16 protein-coding genes are annotated in these 19,891 nt (G+C 43.7%); 13 read left to right on the forward strand and 3 right to left on the reverse strand.

Annotated elements, in window-relative coordinates:
• Positions 1–47: 47 nt before the first annotated feature.
• Complete coding sequence (locus L1D15_RS01160) at positions 48–1,376, reverse strand: anaerobic C4-dicarboxylate transporter (protein WP_239835507.1); 1,329 nt, start codon at positions 1,374–1,376, stop codon at positions 48–50.
• 412 nt (positions 1,377–1,788) lie between these two features.
• Here L1D15_RS01160 and L1D15_RS01165 point away from each other — a divergent pair, with 412 nt between their 5' ends.
• The 12 genes from L1D15_RS01165 to L1D15_RS01220 all read left to right on the forward strand — a co-directional run bounded on the left by L1D15_RS01165 (position 1,789) and on the right by L1D15_RS01220 (position 14,530).
• Positions 1,789–2,262, forward strand: a complete 474-nt coding sequence (locus L1D15_RS01165) for a low molecular weight protein-tyrosine-phosphatase (RefSeq protein WP_239874395.1) — start codon at positions 1,789–1,791, stop codon at positions 2,260–2,262.
• 207 nt (positions 2,263–2,469) lie between these two features.
• On the forward strand, positions 2,470–3,588 hold the full coding sequence (gene wecB, locus L1D15_RS01170) for a UDP-N-acetylglucosamine 2-epimerase (non-hydrolyzing) (protein WP_239874396.1): 1,119 nt from the start codon (positions 2,470–2,472) through the stop codon (positions 3,586–3,588).
• Positions 3,589–3,605: 17 nt separating this feature from the next.
• Complete coding sequence (gene vpsB / locus L1D15_RS01175; RefSeq protein WP_239864577.1) at positions 3,606–4,847, forward strand: UDP-N-acetyl-D-mannosamine dehydrogenase VpsB; 1,242 nt, start codon at positions 3,606–3,608, stop codon at positions 4,845–4,847.
• 62 nt (positions 4,848–4,909) lie between these two features.
• Positions 4,910–6,046 (forward strand): VpsD family glycosyltransferase, encoded by a 1,137-nt coding sequence (locus tag L1D15_RS01180; protein ID WP_239874397.1) that lies wholly within the window; start codon positions 4,910–4,912, stop codon positions 6,044–6,046.
• Complete coding sequence (locus L1D15_RS01185) at positions 6,043–7,473, forward strand: oligosaccharide flippase family protein (protein WP_239874398.1); 1,431 nt, start codon at positions 6,043–6,045, stop codon at positions 7,471–7,473. Before L1D15_RS01180 ends, L1D15_RS01185 begins: the two co-directional genes overlap by 4 nt.
• Positions 7,463–8,707 (forward strand): VpsF family polysaccharide biosynthesis protein, encoded by a 1,245-nt coding sequence (locus tag L1D15_RS01190; RefSeq protein WP_239864573.1) that lies wholly within the window; start codon positions 7,463–7,465, stop codon positions 8,705–8,707. Before L1D15_RS01185 ends, L1D15_RS01190 begins: the two co-directional genes overlap by 11 nt.
• On the forward strand, positions 8,700–9,200 hold the full coding sequence (locus L1D15_RS01195) for a DapH/DapD/GlmU-related protein (RefSeq protein ID WP_239835500.1): 501 nt from the start codon (positions 8,700–8,702) through the stop codon (positions 9,198–9,200). The genes L1D15_RS01190 and L1D15_RS01195 overlap by 8 nt, the downstream gene beginning before the upstream one ends.
• 11 nt (positions 9,201–9,211) lie before the next feature.
• On the forward strand, positions 9,212–10,540 hold the full coding sequence (locus L1D15_RS01200) for a phenylacetate--CoA ligase family protein (RefSeq protein WP_239874399.1): 1,329 nt from the start codon (positions 9,212–9,214) through the stop codon (positions 10,538–10,540).
• The gene (locus tag L1D15_RS01205; RefSeq protein WP_275658269.1) at positions 10,516–11,625 is read left to right on the forward strand and encodes a glycosyltransferase family 4 protein; all 1,110 of its coding nucleotides are present in this window, start codon (positions 10,516–10,518) and stop codon (positions 11,623–11,625) included. The genes L1D15_RS01200 and L1D15_RS01205 overlap by 25 nt, the downstream gene beginning before the upstream one ends.
• A complete protein-coding gene (locus tag L1D15_RS01210; RefSeq protein WP_239874400.1) occupies positions 11,622–12,788 on the forward strand; it encodes an aspartate-semialdehyde dehydrogenase in 1,167 nt (388 codons plus the stop codon). Before L1D15_RS01205 ends, L1D15_RS01210 begins: the two co-directional genes overlap by 4 nt.
• Positions 12,785–13,516, forward strand: a complete 732-nt coding sequence (locus L1D15_RS01215) for a WecB/TagA/CpsF family glycosyltransferase (protein ID WP_345772823.1) — start codon at positions 12,785–12,787, stop codon at positions 13,514–13,516. The genes L1D15_RS01210 and L1D15_RS01215 overlap by 4 nt, the downstream gene beginning before the upstream one ends.
• 195 nt (positions 13,517–13,711) lie before the next feature.
• Entirely contained in the window at positions 13,712–14,530 is an 819-nt protein-coding gene (locus L1D15_RS01220; protein ID WP_239874401.1) for an RbmA protein, read from the forward strand.
• A gap of 32 nt (positions 14,531–14,562) precedes the next feature.
• On the opposite strand, the gene L1D15_RS01225 is transcribed toward L1D15_RS01220, so the two are convergent.
• Positions 14,563–15,777, reverse strand: coding sequence for a right-handed parallel beta-helix repeat-containing protein (locus L1D15_RS01225; RefSeq protein WP_239874402.1), 1,215 nt, complete (start codon positions 15,775–15,777; stop codon positions 14,563–14,565).
• A gap of 268 nt (positions 15,778–16,045) precedes the next feature.
• Here L1D15_RS01225 and L1D15_RS01230 point away from each other — a divergent pair, with 268 nt between their 5' ends.
• A complete protein-coding gene (locus L1D15_RS01230; protein ID WP_239874403.1) occupies positions 16,046–18,895 on the forward strand; it encodes a beta-prism lectin domain-containing protein in 2,850 nt (949 codons plus the stop codon).
• A gap of 39 nt (positions 18,896–18,934) precedes the next feature.
• On the opposite strand, the gene L1D15_RS01235 is transcribed toward L1D15_RS01230, so the two are convergent.
• Positions 18,935–19,798, reverse strand: coding sequence for a glycerol kinase (locus tag L1D15_RS01235; protein WP_239864563.1), 864 nt, complete (start codon positions 19,796–19,798; stop codon positions 18,935–18,937).
• Positions 19,799–19,891: the final 93 nt, after the last annotated feature.

Genomic DNA, 19,891 nt, shown 5'->3' on the forward strand with positions numbered 1-19,891 from the left:
AACCTCGTTCAGGCTAGGTTGAGGGCGCTTTGTTTTATTTCATGCTCTTAGCCTATAACAACCTGACCTAGCACGTATCCTAGGCAGCATGCACCAATCACACCTATCAAGCCGACCGACATAAATGAGTGGTTGAAATACCACTTACCGATTTTGGTTGTACCGGAAGTATCAAAGTTCACCGTGGCAATATCTGAAGGGTAATTCGGGATGAAGAAATAGCCGTAAACGGCAGGCATCAAACCAATCAATAGGGCAGGATCTAAGCCGAGCCCCAGACCAACAGGGAGCATCATACGAGCAGTCGCTGCTTGCGAATTGACCACAACAGAGACGATGAATAAAGCCAAGGCGAAAGTCCAAGGGTAGTTTGTCACCATTTCAACGATACCAGAGCGAAACTGTGGCATGGCATATTGAAAATAAGTGTCGGACATCCATGCAATACCAAAGATGGCAATCGCTGCGACCATACCTGACTTAAATACCACGCCGTTGGGAACATCGCGGGGGTCAGTTTTGGTCGCCAATAAGATCACACCACCGAAACACAACATCATCATTTGAATGATGACCGACATCTTAATCGGCTTATCCCCTTCAACGACGGTGCGAATTTCCGGCACCATCGCGATGATCACAATAGTGATAATCGAGGCAAGGAAAATGAGTACTGCATTACGCGCGGATGCCGGTAAGACTTCGTCGAGAGAAGTTGCAGTGGTACTTTCAATACGTTTTTTCCACTCAGGATCTTTGAGCCTCGCTTGATACTCAGGATCTTCGCTTAACTCTTTACCACGTTTAAGACTGTATAGAGACATCAAAAGCGTGCCAAATAGCGTTGCGGGTACCGTAACCATCAAGATAGAAACTAAAGTGATATCGTGTTGAATATCGGCAAGCTGAGCGAGGTAATAGACTACTGCAGCAGATATTGGTGACGCAGTGATCGCTATCTGTGAAGCGACTGAAGAGGCTGCCATTGGCCGCTCAGGACGAATACCATTTTTCAGTGCTACATCGCCGATAATAGGCATGATGGAATACACAGCATGACCTGTCCCCAAAAGAAACGTCATGGAATAAGTGACGAATGGAGCAATGAGTGTGACGCGTTTAGGATTCTTGCGCAGAAGCCGCTCAGCCACTTGCAACATATATTTCAGTCCTCCAGCCGCTTCTAAGATAGATGCACAAGTGACAACGGCGAGAATGATCAGCATGACGGTGACTGGCGGTGATGTCGGTGGCATCTTAAATATGAAGACTTCAATCACCAAACCAATTCCTGAAACGACACCTAAACCGATACCGCCGTAGCGAGAGCCGATATAGAGCATAAGTAACAGGAAAAGAAACTCAAAATACAACATAGAGCAATTCCTTAAATATATTGTGGATAAAGACATTGTCAGAAGCTAACGAATAAATTTCTTCGTTGGTGGTCACACAATACGGATGAGTAAAAATGGAAAGTGCTTTCTAAGATACTGCTCACAGAGATATCAATACAACTTACTGACTCTTAACAATAGTTTCACACTATTGGAACCTAAATGGGCGGTGGGTTTAGGATGTTTATCTTTTAAACGGAAGGCGTAGGTTTACCAGCTTGCAGTTATTAAATATGCAATGACTTTCAATGGTTGTTTGAATAATTACTCAAACTTTATTCGGCAAATTATTTTATATACTCAAAATTGAGACAACTTCGCCAACACCAATGAGATACCCTATAGCCGATTTATGGTTTGCACGAAACCTATATAAATTTGGTAAGTAATTATGGAAAGTATGCCTTCTATCCTTATTGTTTGTATGGGTAATATTTGCCGTTCGCCACTCGCTGAGGTTGTTCTGAAAACAAAAGCAGACCAGCGAGGCCTAGCACTGGATATTGCTAGTGCTGGAACCCTCCGGGATCAGGTCGGGAATTCACCAGATAGGCACGTTCAAACGCTGGCGAGTCAGCATGGTTATAACCTAAGTGGTTTGACGGCAACTCAGGTTAAGGAAGAAGATTTTTCCAATTATGACATGGTCTTAGCGGCAGATAGAGCCAGTTTGGCCTCTCTACATGACCTATGTCCTAGAGAGCACAGGAGTAAGCTGGCTTTGTTCCTCTCTTACTCGGACATTGAAGAAAAGGAAATCCCTGATCCTTATCAAGGTAGTCGTGCACGTCATCAAAAAGCGTTTGAACTAATTGAGAAAGGCAGTGACGGGGTGCTTAATTTTATAACGTCAATAGAAGCGTAAGCTTTGTTGAAAGTGTATTAGAAGTGAGACGCTCCGAGGCAGTGTTTATTCGTTGAAACAGAGTCTTTCTTACCAAAAAGACTGACTTCTTATTTTTTATTTATTTTTGTTTATTTCTTGCCGAGCTTAGATTCGGTCGGATAGCTATTGATTGAAATTTATCGATGACGATAAATGATGCTTGGCTTAATTCAGGGAACAAGTGTTGTGAAAAAGGTTTTAATTACGTTTGGTACTCGACCAGAAGCGATCAAAATGGCGCCTTTGGTTCACCAAATGAAAGGTGACGCTCGATTCGAAACCAAAGTATGTGTGACGGGTCAGCACAGAGAAATGCTGCATCAGGTGTTAGAGCTCTTTCATGTCGAGCCTGATTATGATCTCGATATTATGGAACCGGGTCAGACACTGACGACGGTAACCACCAAGATCTTAACTGGCATGGAACGAGTACTTAGTGAATTTAAACCTGATGTTGTTTTGGTTCACGGTGACACGGCAACAACCTTAGGCGCAACGCTAGCCTCGTATTATCAGCAAATTCAGGTTGGCCATGTTGAAGCGGGCCTTCGTACAGGAAATATATACTCTCCTTGGCCTGAAGAAGGCAATCGAAAACTCACAGGCTGTTTGACGAATTTCCATTTTGCTCCAACCAAAACTTCGCGACAAAACCTTGTAGACGAGAATGTGGCTGACACGGATATTCACGTGACAGGGAATACGGTTATTGATGCTTTGTTTATGATCCGCGATAAGATTGAAAACGATTCGGATCTCAGAGCCACGCTAGACAGCGTATTTCCAATGCTGGAAGCAGACAAGAAGCTGATTTTGGTAACAGGTCACAGGCGAGAAAGCTTTGGTGGCGGGTTCGAACGTATTTGTCAGGCACTGTCCGACACGGCTAAACGCCACCCAGACTGCCAAATTTTGTATCCTGTACATCTTAATCCGAATGTTCAAGAGCCTGTCAATCGCCTGCTTAAGAACATTCCAAACATTCATTTAGTTGAGCCTCAACAGTATCTCCCGTTTGTCTATCTGATGAATAAAGCTCACATCATTTTGACAGATTCAGGCGGCATACAAGAAGAAGCACCATCTCTTGGTAAACCTGTTTTAGTGATGCGAGATACCACAGAAAGGCCAGAAGCTGTCGAGGCGGGAACCGTCAAACTGGTCGGTACAGACAGTGGTCTAATTTGCCGTGAATTAACTCAGCTTTTGACGGATAAGACCGCATACGAATCTATGAGTCAAGCTCATAATCCGTATGGCGATGGCCTAGCTTGCCAAAGAATTGCAGATATTTTAGCGCTTTAAAGATTAAGGAACACAAGATGTTTAACAAGGTTTCAGTTGTAGGTTTAGGCTATATCGGTTTGCCAACGGCTGCGGTGATTGCTTCTCGCGGAATTGAAGTGATCGGTATTGATGTCAACCAGCATGCTGTAGATACCATCAATAAAGGTGAAATCCACATTGTAGAGCCAGATCTTGATATCGTGGTTCGTAGTGCGGTAATGACAGGCAAGCTTAAGGCTACAACCGTTCCTGAAGCGGCGGATGCATTTATGGTAGCGGTACCTACACCGTTTAAAGGTGACAACCACGAGCCTGATCTTAGCTATATTGAGAGTGCAGCAAAGGCAATTGCCCCGGTATTAGAGAAAGGCAACTTAGTGGTTTTAGAAAGTACGTCTCCAGTCGGTGCAACAGAAAAAATGGCTGGATGGCTTGCAGAAGCGCGACCTGATCTGACGTTTCCACAGCAAAATGGTGATGCGGCAGATATTAAAGTGGCGCATTGTCCTGAGCGAGTATTACCGGGTTACGTTCTTCAGGAACTGGTCAGTAACGATCGTGTGATTGGCGGTATGAGCGACGCTTGTAACAAACGTGCAGTTGAACTTTATCAGACTTTTGTGCGCGGTGAATGCATTCTCACGAATTCTCGCACGGCGGAAATGGCAAAACTGACTGAAAACTCATTCCGTGATGTAAACATTGCTTTCGCCAACGAACTCTCTCTCATTTGTGAAAAGCTTAAGATCAATGTTTGGGAATTGATCAAGCTATCTAACCGCCACCCTCGTGTCAACATCCTTAATCCAGGTCCAGGTGTTGGTGGACACTGTATCGCTGTTGACCCATGGTTCATCGTGAACAGTTGCCCAGATGAAGCAAAAGTGATTGCAATGGCTCGTGAAGTTAACGATGGCAAGCCTCATTGGGTGATTGATCAGGTTAAACAAGCTGCGGATGAATTTAAAAAGCCAGTGATTGCATGTTTAGGTTTGGCGTTTAAAGCCGACATTGATGATCTTCGAGAAAGCCCAGCACTGGACATTACAACAAAGCTTGCCAATGAAAATGTGGGGCAGGTGATCGCTGTCGAGCCTAACATCTCTTCGCTGCCTGAAAATCTGGTTAAAGCGGGGGTTGAATTTATGGATCTAGAGCGTGCTCTTGAAGTAGCGAATGTGGTTGTTGTCCTTGTCGATCATAAGCAGTTTAAAGCCGCAGACAAACTCGCTTTCAGCAAGAAAGTGGTCATTGATACAAGAGGTGTTCTGGCGTGACCTATTTCAGAGAGCGGAAGAAATAAGTCATTCGCTCTCTGAATTAACTCGTCTAAGGTTCGATGATGAAAAAAGTCCTGCTGGTGATGCCATTGAGTACCCTTAAATGGGGAAGCGATAACGCAGGCGGCGTTGATTCTGTCTGCCAGCAAGTTGTTCAGTCACTTGAATTAGATGCTCCTGAAGGTTATCAGTATGAAATACTGGCAATCAAAGTGGGTGCATCTAAACAAGAGTTGAATAAAAGAATCCAACTTAATGAACAAACGCATGTCACTTTTATTGCTAAGAAAGGGAAAGTATTAGGGGTACCTGTACCTGGATTTGTCTTCCAAAACGTGATGTTAAGGAAGTTGGCTCGTCGTTTCCAGCCCGATGTGATCCATAGTCATTTACCGAGTCTTCCACTGCTACCAAGCCGCAATCACCGTTCAGTGATTACTCTCCATTCATTAGGAAAGGTAGCCAGAAAAAGTCGCGGCTGGTTAAATGATTTGATTTTTGAAACCCTGCTACCTGCTATCAGTTTACGATCTGCTGATCGATTAACCTATGTCGGTGATATCTTGTTTGACTCTCTACCAAACGCTATGCGCCATAAAGCACGTAAGGTAGGGAATCCAGTCAATGATGTTTACTTTAAGCAAACCAACCGACTCCAGTCAGATTCACTGCGTTTGGTGACTTGTTCGTTAATTACTCCACGTAAACAGGTGGATCAGATCATCAAGTTAGTTGCTCAGCTAAATACCAGTCTTGATGCTGCCCTGAAGATCATTGGTCCCGTTGATGAGAGCTATGTGTCAGAGCTAAACAAGTTGGCTGAAGAGCTTAATGTAGCGGATAAAATCTCATGGCTGGGTCCAATGAATGTTGAGCAAATTAAGCAAATCTACGCTGAGTCCGATGTCGGGGTATTTCTTTCACGTGAAGAGACTTTCGGTCTTGTACCCTTAGAGATGCTAGCGTCAGGCTTACCCGTTATCGCTACTGCAGTCGGTATTTTACAGGAGGAGCAGGCGTTTTTCCGTAACGCTGGTGTCCACTATACCTTAGCGGATGGCTCGGCATCAGAAGCTCAAAACGTTTTACAGTTTTTAGATAACTTGCCCGCTGTTGATACAAAGTCTCTGAGTGCTAAGTTTTCACCACAGGCAGTGGTCGATGACTATCAAAGGCTGTATGGAGAGCTGTTGTGATTAAAAAGCTGCTCACTTATGCACCTGTTCAGATCCTTTCAGCTTTAAGTCTGTTCGCACTTATTGCGATACAGACGCGTTTTCTGTTACCCGAAGAATACGGCTTTCTCGCCGTGTTGATGGTCATTGTGGAAGCGTCACGTTCAGTGTTAGTTCAATGGATAAACAACTGTCTCATTCGTTTTTACCCAAGCGCTGAACAGGACCAACAAATACAAATCAGCGCGACGCTTGTGCGTTGGTTAATCGGTAACACGCTCTTGTCATGTTTTGTCATTGCTGCCTTAGTGGCGTTGCTGAGTGTGTTTGAGTGGCGTGTCTTTTTTGCTGTGTATGCTTTTTTCGTCGCAAAAGTCATCTATTTGTTTGTGATCGAATATGCACGCGTGAACCAAGAGTCAGGGTATTACCGTCGTTCTGTTATGACTCAAGCTGTCCTATCAATCGTCATGACAGTAGTATTGCTCTCTTTTATACCTGCATTAGAAATGGCTTTACTTGCTTTAGTGATGAGCTATTCGGTAGCAGCCGTTATCAGCCTTCGAGCTGGAGAGTGGCACCTCAGAGTAGCGACCAACACTGAAACTAAGAAAGCGCTATTTTCTTACGGCGCACCGCTTATGTTGTCTGGTTTACTGGGTATATTGGCAGCAAGAAGTGATCGTATTTTTATTGCTAACCTCACCGGGCTTGAGCAAGCGGGGCAATATGCCGCGATTGCGAATCTTTTGTTTGGCATTATGGCTCTGGTTTTTATGGCTATTGCATTGCCTCTTTATCCAGAACTCACCAAGCTTACCCAAGATCGAACACGTTTAATCGCTAAACACAAAGTATACAGTGGGTTCCTGATTGCTTTGAGTCTACCGGCGTATACGGGTCTGTGTTTATTAGCGCCGATGCTTGTCGGTATTTTTCTCGGTGACGCCTATGGGAATGTTGATCTGACGACGTTTTACTTGGTGGCCGCTGCTGCCTTACTTTTTAACTTACGTGCACATTTCTTCGATCATGGTTTGCAGTTTACATTGAAGACCAAGTATGTGCCTTTGATCATGGCGTTTGTTTTGTTGGTCCAAGTTTTGGCCGCATTTGCTTTGATTCCACAATTTGGTGCATTAGGTGCAGCGATAGGTATTGTGATAGCTATGTTTGTTGGACTGTTGCTGACAGCATGGATAGGTTGGAAAGCTGGTTATCATTATCCGGTACCTAAAGCCTTGTTGCGAACAATGATTGCGACAGCGGTTATGGCACTGGCAATACTTCAAGCTAAGCAATATATTGAGTTGGATAGCAGTGTGTTGACTTTGGCTCTTTTAGTAATGACTGCTTTAGTCGCGTATGGTTTAACGCATCTGCTTTTGAACAGTTTCCAGATCAGAACCTCGCTACTTAAGTTAAGGGGGCGTCAGCGTGCTATCTAGGATTTACCTGTTGCCCTTTGTTGCTATCGCTTCATCAATTCTTCTTGGTGGTTACTTGCTAGAGGACCTTGGGGTACCTTACGTTTCTCAGGGGGGATCACCTCTCTTTAAGATTCATTTGTACTCTTACTTAATTCTTTTGGGCTTTGGGTTGGTTTTTCTGCTTGATGGCATTAAAGGAATTGCACTGAGGCTGGGTAACTACTACCGTTTTTGGCTGATGGCGCTGGCGTGTAATGTGTTTGTGATCCTCTACGGTTTTGCTATACACGGCACATCTGGGATGGCATATCTGATCAATACTTTTTTGGCGCCAGTTTTGATTGTCCCATTGCTTGCTTATCTTACTGACAATCAAAAATCCTTATTGCTTAAATTGATTGCCTACCTGATATTGCTCAATTCGTTTGTCGCTGTGATGGAGTACATGCTTCATTTCCGTCTGGTTAATGTTGAGTTCCAAGAGTTTTCATTCTTTCGCTCGACGGCCTTTTTGACCCACCCGCTCAACAACGCCTTGGTAACGGTCAGCATTGCTCTATTGGTGGCAAGTAGAACTAAGCTACCTAGTTTTGTTTATATGTTGATTGTGTCGCTCGCATTATTCGCATTTGGGGGGAGAGCGGCGCTGGCTATCTTTATTTGTGCGGTATCGGTTTCCATGGCACCAATGTTGTGGAGAGCCATTACCCAAGGGATTCCAGACAATAAACAAAAAATTGCCTTGTTTATGCTGATCGGGTATTTCGCATTTTGGGCTGGTGCATATTTGCTGGTGTCTTCGGGTATCACGGAGCGCATTGCCTCAAAACTCTATATCGATGGTAGTGCGTCTGCGCGATTGAATGTGTTCTATCTGATTGACCAGCTTAGTTTCCGAGAGTGGTTATTAGGTGCAAGTCATCGCTTGATGGAATCGATTGAGCTTTATATTGGTATCAATGTGATCGAAAACTACCTCATTGGCTGGATATTTACTTTTGGTTTGGTAGGGACTATTCCTTTGTTTTTAGTGGTGTATGTGCCACTGACCTATTTCGCTGTCACAGGAAACCTCATTGAAAGAATGAGTGTTTTTTCGTTTGCGGTAATCAGTATTACCAACAACTCCCTGACGACTAAAACACCAACTTTATTACTACTTTTCACCTGTCTGTATTTAAGCAAGTCATTGCGTGAAAAGTGGGTAGATTCTCAGAACTCTCAATTAAACTCGGGTTACACACATGCCTAATGCTATTGCTATTTATCGAATTGCGCGCTGGTTTTATCTGAAAAAAGTCCCGCTGATTCCCAAGCTTTTCCAGTTATTTATTTTCATGTTTTATAACTGTCGAGTACCTGTTAAATGTCATATCGGTAAAGGCAGCTTTTTTGTCGTTAAAGGTATCGGTGTATCACTGCATGACAAAACGGTTATTGGTGAGCAGTGCAGCATCGGCATTGGATGCAAAACGGTCGGTAAAGGACCATTTAAAGAAGTCCCTAGAGTGGGTGACCGTGTATTTATTGGCCCTGGAGCCGTTTTAATTGGCCCGATTATTGTGGGTGATAATGCCATCATCGGCGCAAATAGTGTGGTGACGAAAAGTGTTCCTGAGGGGGCCATTGTTGGGGGAATTCCGGCCAAGATCATTGGTTGGGTGAAAGATAATGATTATGACATTCACGATAACCGCGCTGATGTTGAAGGAACAGCCCCCTTCTTGCAAGATACCCGTGGTTAGAGGGCGTTGATGTGTATACTTCGTCCATTTACAAGAAGTCTCCTGTCTTTGTTCAAAACATTATGGTGTCTCTGCGTGACTTAGTTCGTGGAGCCATTCGTAGTGAAAGTCGTATTGCTGGCTTAAAGCAGCAACTGAGAGAAAATGAGTATTCTCATGATGCACTAAAGGTATTTTGTGACAAGCAACTGGAAGCCGTTCTAGAGCGTGCGAAAGATGTGAGTGCTTATGGAGACAAGCAGCAACTAGACCAGTTTGATTTTATTGATAAACAAGATGTCAAAGCCTCACCGAATGCCTTCCTTAACACAAGTTTGAACCCTAAAGTGACGGTGAAAGGCAGCACCAGTGGTACGACTGGGACACCTCTTTCTATCCCTCAAGATCTCGACTCAGTTCTCAGAGAACAAGCTTTTGTCTCTCGTCACCTAGAGTGGGCAGGATACCAGAAAGGCGATAAGCGAGCTTGGATACGAGGCGATATGGTTGTGCCGTTATCGCAGAAAGAGGGGCCTTATTGGCGTTATTCTATCTTTGAAAACATGATTGTCATGTCGTCGTTCCACCTCACGTCAGATGCGATTCCGAGTTATCTCAAAGCGATGGAGGATTATGGCGTAGACATAATCCAAGCATACCCATCTTCTATTGCTACGTTAGCCAAGTTTCTGGATAGCAAAGATGAGTATTACAAAGGTCAGTTAAAGTCGATTGTTACTTCCTCTGAATCTTTGTCTGATGAAGATCGCCAAGTGATAGAAAAACGTTTTCGATGCAAGGTCTTTGATTGGTATGGGCTATTTGAGCGTGTTGCTGCGATAGGCAGCTGTGAGTACGGTCATTACCACCTCATTTCAGATTACTCTCATGTTGAATTCCTACAAACGGAAGAGGGTAAGCATGAGATCGTGGGCACTAACTACAATAATGCCCTCTATCCTCTGGTTCGCTACCGTACAGGTGACCACGTTGTTTTGGCCGAAAATCAACGTTGCTTATGTGGCAGAACTTACCCTGTAATTAAAAAAATTGAAGGGCGGGTTGGTGACTATCTGCTTGGAGAAGATGGTCAGAAAATTCATATTCTCAACCATATTCCTAAAGGGGTAGAAGGGTTAATCAGTTGCCAATTTGTTCAAGACAAAGCGCATTTAATCAAAGTGCTCGCTGTGGTTGATCAAACTAAATTTACAGTTCAGCAGGAGCAGCAATTGATCCTTAATACTCAGGAACGAGTTGGACAAAGCCTACAAGTCGAGGTGCATCAAGTGAGTGCATTACCGAGAACGAAAAATGGCAAGGTGCGTCAGGCGATATGCAGTGTGGAGAGCCAGAGTTGAAAAAGAACATCAATCTAACTATTGCGACTGACATTAAAGGACAAGGTGGCATTGCTACTGTGCTGAATGTTTATCAACAAGCAGGCTTTCTGTCTGATAATGCCGTTCGTTTGATCGCAACGCATTCTACTAACAATCGTTTTGGTTCTTTGGGCGCACTGATGCGTTATCTCAGCGCGCTAGTTAAAGTCATTTATTACTTTGTTTTTTACCGAGTGGGGTTGGCACATATTCATGTTGCTTCACGAGGTAGCTACTTACGAAAAGCATTACTAGTTAGGTTGATTAAAGTCCTCGGCGGTAAAGTGATTTTGCATTTGCACGGTGCAGAGTTTCGTGATTTTTACGCCAATGAATGCGATGAGAAGAGGCAGAAACACATACGTGACACATTTGAAATGGCGGATGTGGTGATTGTCCTTTCTTCTCAATGGATAGATTGGGCGCGAGCGACTTTTACCCGCTCAGAGCATTTTCAATTGGTATACAACGCTGTTCCATCACTTGAACTTCCCGCTAAAACTAACCCTTCACCGGTGATTAGCTTCCTTGGCAGAGTGGGTGAGCGAAAAGGGATCCAAGATCTGCTAACCGCGATGGTGCGAGTCAAACAGCAATGCCCTAACGTCAAGCTATTGATTGGGGGAGATGGTGAGGTTGAGAAGTACCGCGCAATGGCACGGGATTTGGGATTGGAAGCACAAGTGGAATTCTTAGGTTGGGTCTCGGGTCAACACAAACTCGATGTGCTGCAGCGGACCCAAATCTACTGTTTGCCTAGCTACAACGAAGGTTTTCCAATGGGCGTATTGGAGGCCATGTCGGCTGGAATTGCCGTGGTATCGACGTATGCAGGTGGTATTCCGGATGCAATTGCCAACGGCAAGGAAGGTCTTCTTGTCGATGCGGGTGATGCAGACGCCTTAGCCGATGCACTTATTGAACTACTGAACAACCAAGAAATGAACCAATACTATACCCAGAACGCAAAACAGAAATTCGATGAGCATTTTTCTGTTCAAGCCATTATTCCTCAAGTGCAACGTATTTATGATGCCGTGCTTATCCAAAGGAGTCGCGCATGATCACTGATATTCAGCGTTGCTTGTTAGCTGATGCTTCAAGCAATGATTTTGCGGGTTATGATCCATTTGATGGTCTAAACGCTCGTCTCTTTGATGTGTTTCCACGTTTGCGCAATTCGCTATTTGGCCTTGCATGGATTCAGATGTTCAAACGCTCGAACATCAATATGCGCCATCTTCTTGGGGTACCTAAGAAGCGTAACCCTAAAGGGGTTGCATTGTTTATTTCTGGGATGTTGGAGCAGTACCAAGTGACCCAGGAGAAGCATTTGCTTAAAGAGGCTGAGAAACTGGCTGATTGGTTGCTAGAGAATCAATGTTGTCGCGAGACATGGGGAGCATCATGTTGGGGATATCACTTTGATTGGAAAGCGAGGGCATTTTTCGTACCTAAAGGCAAACCCAACGTTATATCGACAATTTACGTCAGCCGAGCATTATTTGATCTCGGTAAATTGACCAATAAGCAAAAATACGTGGATACCGCCTGTTCCAGCGCCAAATTTATTGTTGAACACCTTTATACAAAAGATCAGCAAAGACAGTTTTTTGCTTATATTCCTGAAGAAAAAGCATTTGTTCACAACGCGAGCTTGTGGGCCGCTGCTTGGGTTGGCTTTGTCGCATCCGAGACCGAGAACAATGAATATCGTGAGTTAGCTCGATCGGTTGCTTGGCAAAGTGTGAAAGAACAGTCACCTGATGGCAGTTGGGTGTATGGCGCACGTAGCCATCACCAATTTATTGATGGCTTTCATACTGGTTACAATTTGGAAGCTTTGTACGAGCTTAAGTGCGCGTTGCAAACCGATGAATTTGACGAGTCAATTGGTCATGGCATGGCTTACTACAAAACGCATCTTTTTGAAGCTGATGGGACGGCAAAGTATTACCACAATAATCGTTACCCTCTTGATCCACACTCAGTCGCGCAGGCGGTGATCACTTTGATCAAGGTTGGAGGAGAGCAGGAAGATGTAGACATGGCAGGCAAAGTGCTCAATTGGTCAATTGCAGAGCTTTACCTTTCAGACAAGAAACAATTCGTTTATCAAAAGAGTGCACGTGCAACCAACGCAATTAATTATGTACGTTGGACTCAGGCTTGGATGTACCTGTCGATGAGTGTTTATTTAAAGAATCACAAAGGAGATAAATCGTGAGCCGAGTAACTTTTCTAGGTAGCCCAATGGACACCATGACTATGTCTGAAACGGTTGAAGCGATTAAAGGTCGTATTGAAACCGGTGAGTTTACTCAGCATGTAGTCGTTAATGTCGCTAAATTGGTGAACATGAAGAAGGATCAAGAACTGGCTCAATCAGTGACCGAGTGTGACATCATCAATATCGATGGGATGGGGGTTGTCTGGGGAGCTAGGTTTGTTGGACATCAGATCCCAGAGCGAGTGGCTGGCGTTGATTTATTTTATGAGTTGAATGCTATGGCGGAGAAAGAGGCGTTTCCAGTTTTTTTTCTTGGTGCCAAGCAAGAGGTGGTCGAAAAAACCGCTCAGATTATGAAAAGCAATCATCCAAATCTTAATATTGCGGGACATCACCATGGGTATTTTTGGGATGACGAAGCCGCTCTGGTGAAGAAGGTTAAAGACTCAGGAGCAAAGTTGCTGTTTGTCGCCATTACATCACCTAAGAAGGAAAACTTTATTAATAAGTGGCGAGATGAGCTGGGTGTTGATTTCGTTATGGGTGTTGGCGGCACATTTGATGTCGTAGCGGGCAAAGTCAATCGAGCTCCAGCATGGATGCAAAATGCAGGGCTTGAGTGGTTGTACCGTGTTATTCAGGAACCGAGAAGGATGTGGAAACGTTATTTGGTCACAAACTCAAAATTTGCTTTTTTATTATTGAAAGAGCGTTGGGGTAAATAATCAATCTCCCCCTCTCTCTTTGTATTGCGACTTGGGTCACTCTTTTGATGTAACGGCTGAAAACTTTGTCTTTGATTAATAAGTATAATGAATACTATAAATATACTTAGTTTTTAAATTGAATGTAAAACATTCAGTTGTTACGCTTTGTTTTGTTGTACTAATAATCCTTTTTACTAACATTCTGGTGTGAAAATGAAAAAACTAATTGCCGCTCTACTTTCGGGTAGTATAGCGTTGAGCACTTCTTTGTCTGTATTTGCTGCAGATAATCAATCAGAGAATGAAGAATTTCTTCTTGATGCACAAATTCAACTTTCTAAAAGCCAAGTACCAACAGAAGGTGGTTATTTATCTGCAAGTATTGACTTAACCAATATCGGTGGAGATGACGCTGACCTTAAATACTGGGTTTCGGTTAAAGGACCTAAAGGTATTGTATTTCCTGCTAAGTCAGTTGTTGGTTTAAGTAGTTCTGAATTCGACAGTGAAAATATTGAAGAAGGCTCAGCTCTTCATATTGAACGCGGTATTTGGGTTCGAGAATATATGGACGATGGTTTGTATCAAGTTTCTGTTGAAGGTGTAAATGTCGAAACAGGAAAAAGTTTCTCTAAATCAGAGACCTTTGCCAAGGGTGTGAGCCTTGAACAGCCAGCGGCTATTGATGGCTTAATACTTGAAGCATTTGCTGTGAACGACACCGTGTACCCAAGCGAAGGCGGTTATTTGATTCTTGATCTACAAGCTCAAAATACCAGAGAAGAAGCCGCGAATATTGAGTTTTGGGTAACCGCAATCGGTCCTGATGGTTTGGCTATCCCTGTCCATGCTCGCGTACTTAAGTCAGTGTCAGCTTTTGATGAGCTGAGCATTATCCGTGGATTTACTTTAGATGCTAGTTACCCAGATGGTGAATATACTATCGTGCCTCAACTGTATGATGTGGACAGTGGCAAACGTGTCGAAGGCGCTATTAAAGTATACAAAGGTGATTCTGCTATTATTGACTAACCTTTATCTTATTAAGCCCTGATTTTCAGGGCTTAATTCTCACCGACTATTATTTTTTTCTTGTTCTCTTCAATATTGATATTTTCAGATGACATATCAATAGATAAAAAATCACAACCGGACTCTTCATCATATTCGTTACCAATAATATTGATGTTATCAAATGAGTAACTACTATTCTGGCTATAAGTTCTGATTATTTTTTTATACTTTTCTTCGCTTATATTTTCACAAGTTACATTGCTGAATCGATTGTAAGAAATAGAAATGTTTTCTACTGATTTGGTTGGAGACTCATTAGATGTAAAGCTTTGTAGCCTGATCCCCATTGTACTATTTGATATGTCATTATTGTGAAATTCAATATTCCCCCAATATACTGGTTGTTCTGCTCGTGTATTAGGGTAAACGTTCATAATAAACCCTGTAATATCGTCAAAATTATTATCTTTTACTGATACATTCGAGTAATAACTTAACTCTAATGCGGTACTGTTTATCTCCTTAAAAGTATTGTGATAAACAAGGGCGCCTTGAACCTCTTTCCGGCTTGATAACTTGAGGGTACAAGCCTGAAACAAGTTATATTCGAAAGTAATGTTTTGCGTACCTGGAGCGCTAGAACCTTGAGTCGCTTGAGTCGTGGTTACCTGACTGCAGTTGCGAAATGTATTGGCGAATAAGGTGGCGTTTTGTGATAGTGAGTCCGTTGGGTTAGGCCCGGTTGTCACCCTTAATGCAGCGTCGCCAAAATTTTCAAAAGTATTATTGGATAGGTGAGAGTCGGAGGTACTGGCAAGGTAAACCCCTTGCTCTCCCCAGACTTGTGTTATATTGCCGTTATTGAGGCCGATGAAATGAATCCCCCCAATGAACACCTTTTGAGTCTCTTTGATGTACAGTAAATATTCGCCACTAAAGTCAGAACATTTACGTAAGATTGCCCCTTGGCTGCCAATTAAAGAAATTTGTTTGGTATTCGTTAAATACAGGGTTTGACACACATCATAGATACCTTCAGGTATAACCAAAATATCTCCAGGATTGAGAGAAGATAGAGCAGTTTGAATCGCTTGGCTATCGTCTTGGGAGTCATTGCTAATCGCACCAAAGTGATCCAGCCGATACACCTTATCCTGAGATAGGGCGGGTAGTGCGAAAAGGGCGGCAATGATAAATAACGGTATTTGCATAATAAACTGACCTAGCTTAGGCGTCGGTACGTTTTCTCGAATTATGGTTGCCATTCTATACGTCGTTGGATACTGAGATAAAAGTTTTTATCTTTTGTCTGTTAAATGAAGCGATATCCCACTTTAAATGTCTCGTTTCTAAGATGTCTCATTATTGAGGCATGTTCTTCTCGCTGAATTGTTGAACAGAACAAATTACATACAGATAATCTGCGCGAAACAATCTAACCGCTTATTTCTGGGTGAAGCAACGTAACGGGAGAATTACGCCAGTCTTGAGCAATACATTAATTTGGCAACAAATCAGCGAAGGGTGTTCTAAATGGAACGTAAATTATTAGCAGTGGTATTTGGCTCATTTGCCTTAGCCAACATAAGCTTGCCTGCCTATGCTTCCGAACCTATGGGATGCATTATCAGTCAGCAGTCGGGGGAGAAGTATTGCCTTAAAGCGGGAGAGCGCTCAGGTTATTCACTTCCAAATTGGATTTATGCGCACCCGGTCGATGTACTCGCACCGAGTGGTGTTTCCGTTATGTTGAGTGACTGGGATAACCTGTCATACAACAGACTTGCCGTTTTTGACACTTATACGTCAAACGAACAACTTAAAAATGTGAAAGCGTATAATGGTCGTTACTTAGACTTTTCTAAGCCTCGTTCGATGCGAGTATTGGCGTCTGAGCAATACCCAGAGGCGTGTATTGTCAGCCTAGAGAATAATGAACGTTACTGTCTAAAAGAAGGTCAACGTTCTGGTTACTCATTACCAGAGTACATCAAAGGTCATGAAGTAGAGGTGCGTGCTCCAGAGGGACTTGGTGTGATGCTAAGTGACTGGGATAACCTTTCTTACAATCGCTTAGCGGTGTTTGGCGGTTACAAGTCAAATACACAGCTTGAGTCAGTGAAGGCTTACAACGGTGAGATCCTAGATTTTTCTAACCCTCGTTCGATGCGAGTTCTTGCTTATTCAGAGCCAGATAAAAAAATTGAAACTGAACTAAAATGGTCTTGGCAAGGCAGCAGCTTTAAGCCTGAGTCAAATCAGGTAATGGTCACGCCAGTAACCGGTCAGCTTAACGACGACAATGGTGACGGCCGAATCGATAACCAAGATGTCGCTGATGTGATTATTGTATCGTTTGAAGGTCGCAATTACTCACGTGGTGGTTTAGTTCGTGCGCTGAGCGGTGTGGATGGCTCAGAGCTATGGAGCTACGATAACGGCGGTGTTGTTGCTGATGCTCGTTACAGTCCTGCAGTTGCAGACTTAGATCACGATGGTATCGTGGAAATTGTCACAACCAGTACTGGCAGCGATTTCATCCAGGTGCTTGATAATCATGGTAATGTGAAGAAGCAGATTGCGACGGTTGAATCTGGCTGGAAAACGGTGGGTGACATCGCTTTAGCCGATTTGGATGGTGATGGTGATATCGAAATTCTGTCTGCTGATGGTGTTTACGATTATCAATCTGGTCAGCCAGTGTTTAGCCATAACTGGTCTCCAGCATCAATCAGTGGTGACTTTGATGGTGATAATCGTCAGGAAGTCTTTGCCGACGGCACTTTATTCCAAAGCTCAGGCGCTGTTGACTGGCAGTACAGTGCTGCTGACAAAGTTTGGTTCTCTTCATTGGTGAATCTAGATTCAGACAAGCATCCAGAATTGGTGGTTTCTGTTCCGGCAAGCTACTCGTCTGCACAAAAGAGCTCTCTGGCGGTATTGGAACATGATGGTTCAACTAAATGGGAAATCACTAACGAGAACAACCCAGGTGGCGGCGTTCAAGCGGTTTCAAGTTTCCTAGCGGCTTACAGTGAGTCAGTGACTCAGCAATCAGAAGTCTTTGGTTATGAGAAAGGCAATGTGGAGTCGGCACAAGTTAGCGATGAAAACTTGCTCTATGTTCGTTCTGGCGCGGCTATCGATGCGATTGGTACTGAAGCCCATAACACGATCGGCGGTAACGGTGGAGCGCTTCGCGATCCTATCGATCTTTCGCAAGTGACAGCTATTGACGTCACTTACGGTAAGTACTTCTGGGGTGGTCGCCACCTTCTGGCCATGGAGTTTTCTCTGAAGAATGGCTCCTCAGTCATGCTGGGATCGAAAAACTATAGCTACCATCTGCAAACGAAACGCTTTGTTCTTCCTGAAGGTGAGAGTGTTACGGGTGTGAATGTGTGGTCACAAGGTTGGCTGGTAGAAGGCGTTCAATTTGAGACGGCTACGTCAGTAGGTACTGACAGCATCGGTATCGTGTACGCAGGCTATAAAGCCGTAGACATGTACAACGCAAAAGGTGAGCTGGTTTGGTCGGTTGAAAACGATGATATCGGTAGTGGCAAGATAGGGGTATCTGCTTACGACTTTGATGCTGATGGCATCGATGAAGTGCTTGTTCAGGACCATTTCAAAGTGCGTATCCTTGATGGTCAGACAGGTAAAGAGCTTGCTGTGATCGATAACTCGACTGGAACCTTGTGGGAATACCCAATCGTTGCAGACCTAGAGGGTGACGATAATGCTGAACTGATTGTGGTAGCCAACAACTACGACAGCAAATACAACATTAACAAGGGCGTATATGTGTATCAGTCTGCTCAAGCTGATAAGCCATGGACAAACGCGACACGTATTTGGAACCAGCATTCGTTCAACCTGACTAATATCACTCAGGCTGGACAAATTCCTGAGACGTATCAGCCAAGTTGGTTAAGCCACAACACTTACCGCTCAAGCACACTACGTGCGGGTAAAACGGAATTCTCTCCGATCTTTGGTTATCCGAATGGTGATGTTCAAAAAGCGGAAGTGACGACAAGTGATGTACTTTACGTACGTTCTGGTCTTGCGATTGATGCTGTTGGTACAGAACTTAATGCGCTTATTGGTGGACATGGTGGAGCACTACGTCACCCCGTTGATCTGAGCAAAGTTAAGAGTATTGAAGTGTCTTCAGGTCATTACTATTGGGGAGGTAACCATATCGTTGCACTTAAATTTAAGTTCAAAGATGGCTCTTCAGTCATGATGGGCTCGAAAGGTTATGCATCGCCAATCAAGGTTGAAACATTCGAGGTCCCTCAAGGGAAGCAAATTAAAGCCATCAATGCTTGGACTGCAGGTTGGCTGATTGACGCTATTCAGTTTGAATTGAACTGATAGTTTGATGAAAACGCCTCACACATGTGAGGCGTTTTTTTAATAGGCGGTAATGCCAAACTCTCTTAATTTCGCGGGAAGCACATCATCAAGGTGGTCGATGTCTTCAGGCATCACTTCAATTAAGTCAAATTGGTGCTCGTGATATATACGCTTGATATCGGCTTTCTTATTCTCAGGGAAATCGCCATTATCGCGTCCCCAAAATTGTAAATAGACTTTGCCAGTCGGTAAGTAAAAATCGCTTAGCACATCTTCATCAATCGGTAATTGGCGATCATACGCATGCACGATGCCATTCATATAAAGCCAGTTGTCGATCTTGAGCTCTCCCTTAGATCGCACATAATGTCCATCTAGCGTTCGGTGTTTGGCTTCGAATTTCTGCCGGAAGCTGGATATTGATTTATCGGTAGCATGCGCTTCAGCATCCAGACCTGAAAACTCGATGACTGATTGTTTGAGACGCTTGTTGCGGACAATTGAGTCATGCCAAACAGCAAAATGATTCCCACTTTCTTTGTCATGGCGTTGATATCCACCGACTTTGAGGCCATTTGCCGTTACCTCCCAACCCGTATCCATTTTTTGCAGCCAGCCTAATTCCTGAAGAAGCTGGTTGATTTTCTTAGCGCTGAGCGAGAATCGCTCCCCGATTTGAGTCGCGCTGAGAGGTTTACCACTGGTGGCTACTGTATTAATCAGGAGGTTTTCTGGCCATATAATGAATTGGCCAAACTTTTGATGCTGAGCATATTCACCACCAAACGTTCGACCGAGCTCCGTCAATACCCATGCTTCATCAGAACGATTGATATAGCCCGCCAGCTTGAGATCTTGAAACAACTGTTTTGGCTCGATCTCTCGTAATTTTGCAAGAGCTGTGGTTGAGATTTTGTTCACTCTATTTCCTCCTCAGCCAGTTTGACTAGCGTAAGGTTATTCTTTGAGAAAAAGGAAATCTATTCAAGCAGATAGTTGCAGTTCTGATAAATG

The organism is Vibrio sp. Isolate25 (assembly GCF_022398025.1).
GTDB lineage: Bacteria > Pseudomonadota > Gammaproteobacteria > Enterobacterales > Vibrionaceae > Vibrio > Vibrio coralliilyticus_A.

What these genes read in the sequence shown, in the direction of transcription:
- L1D15_RS01160 (WP_239835507.1), bottom strand. Translation starts at nt 1,376, where the DNA reads ATGTTGTATTTTGAGTTTCTTTTCCTGTTACTTATGCTCTATATCGGC.
- L1D15_RS01195 (WP_239835500.1), top strand. Translation starts at nt 8,700, where the DNA reads ATGCCTAATGCTATTGCTATTTATCGAATTGCGCGCTGGTTTTATCTG.
- L1D15_RS01225 (WP_239874402.1), bottom strand. Translation starts at nt 15,777, where the DNA reads ATGGCAACCATAATTCGAGAAAACGTACCGACGCCTAAGCTAGGTCAG.
- vpsB (WP_239864577.1), top strand. Translation starts at nt 3,606, where the DNA reads ATGTTTAACAAGGTTTCAGTTGTAGGTTTAGGCTATATCGGTTTGCCA.
- L1D15_RS01180 (WP_239874397.1), top strand. Translation starts at nt 4,910, where the DNA reads ATGATGAAAAAAGTCCTGCTGGTGATGCCATTGAGTACCCTTAAATGG.
- L1D15_RS01210 (WP_239874400.1), top strand. Translation starts at nt 11,622, where the DNA reads ATGATCACTGATATTCAGCGTTGCTTGTTAGCTGATGCTTCAAGCAAT.
- L1D15_RS01220 (WP_239874401.1), top strand. Translation starts at nt 13,712, where the DNA reads ATGAAAAAACTAATTGCCGCTCTACTTTCGGGTAGTATAGCGTTGAGC.
- L1D15_RS01205 (WP_275658269.1), top strand. Translation starts at nt 10,516, where the DNA reads ATGCAGTGTGGAGAGCCAGAGTTGAAAAAGAACATCAATCTAACTATT.
- L1D15_RS01230 (WP_239874403.1), top strand. Translation starts at nt 16,046, where the DNA reads ATGGAACGTAAATTATTAGCAGTGGTATTTGGCTCATTTGCCTTAGCC.
- L1D15_RS01165 (WP_239874395.1), top strand. Translation starts at nt 1,789, where the DNA reads ATGGAAAGTATGCCTTCTATCCTTATTGTTTGTATGGGTAATATTTGC.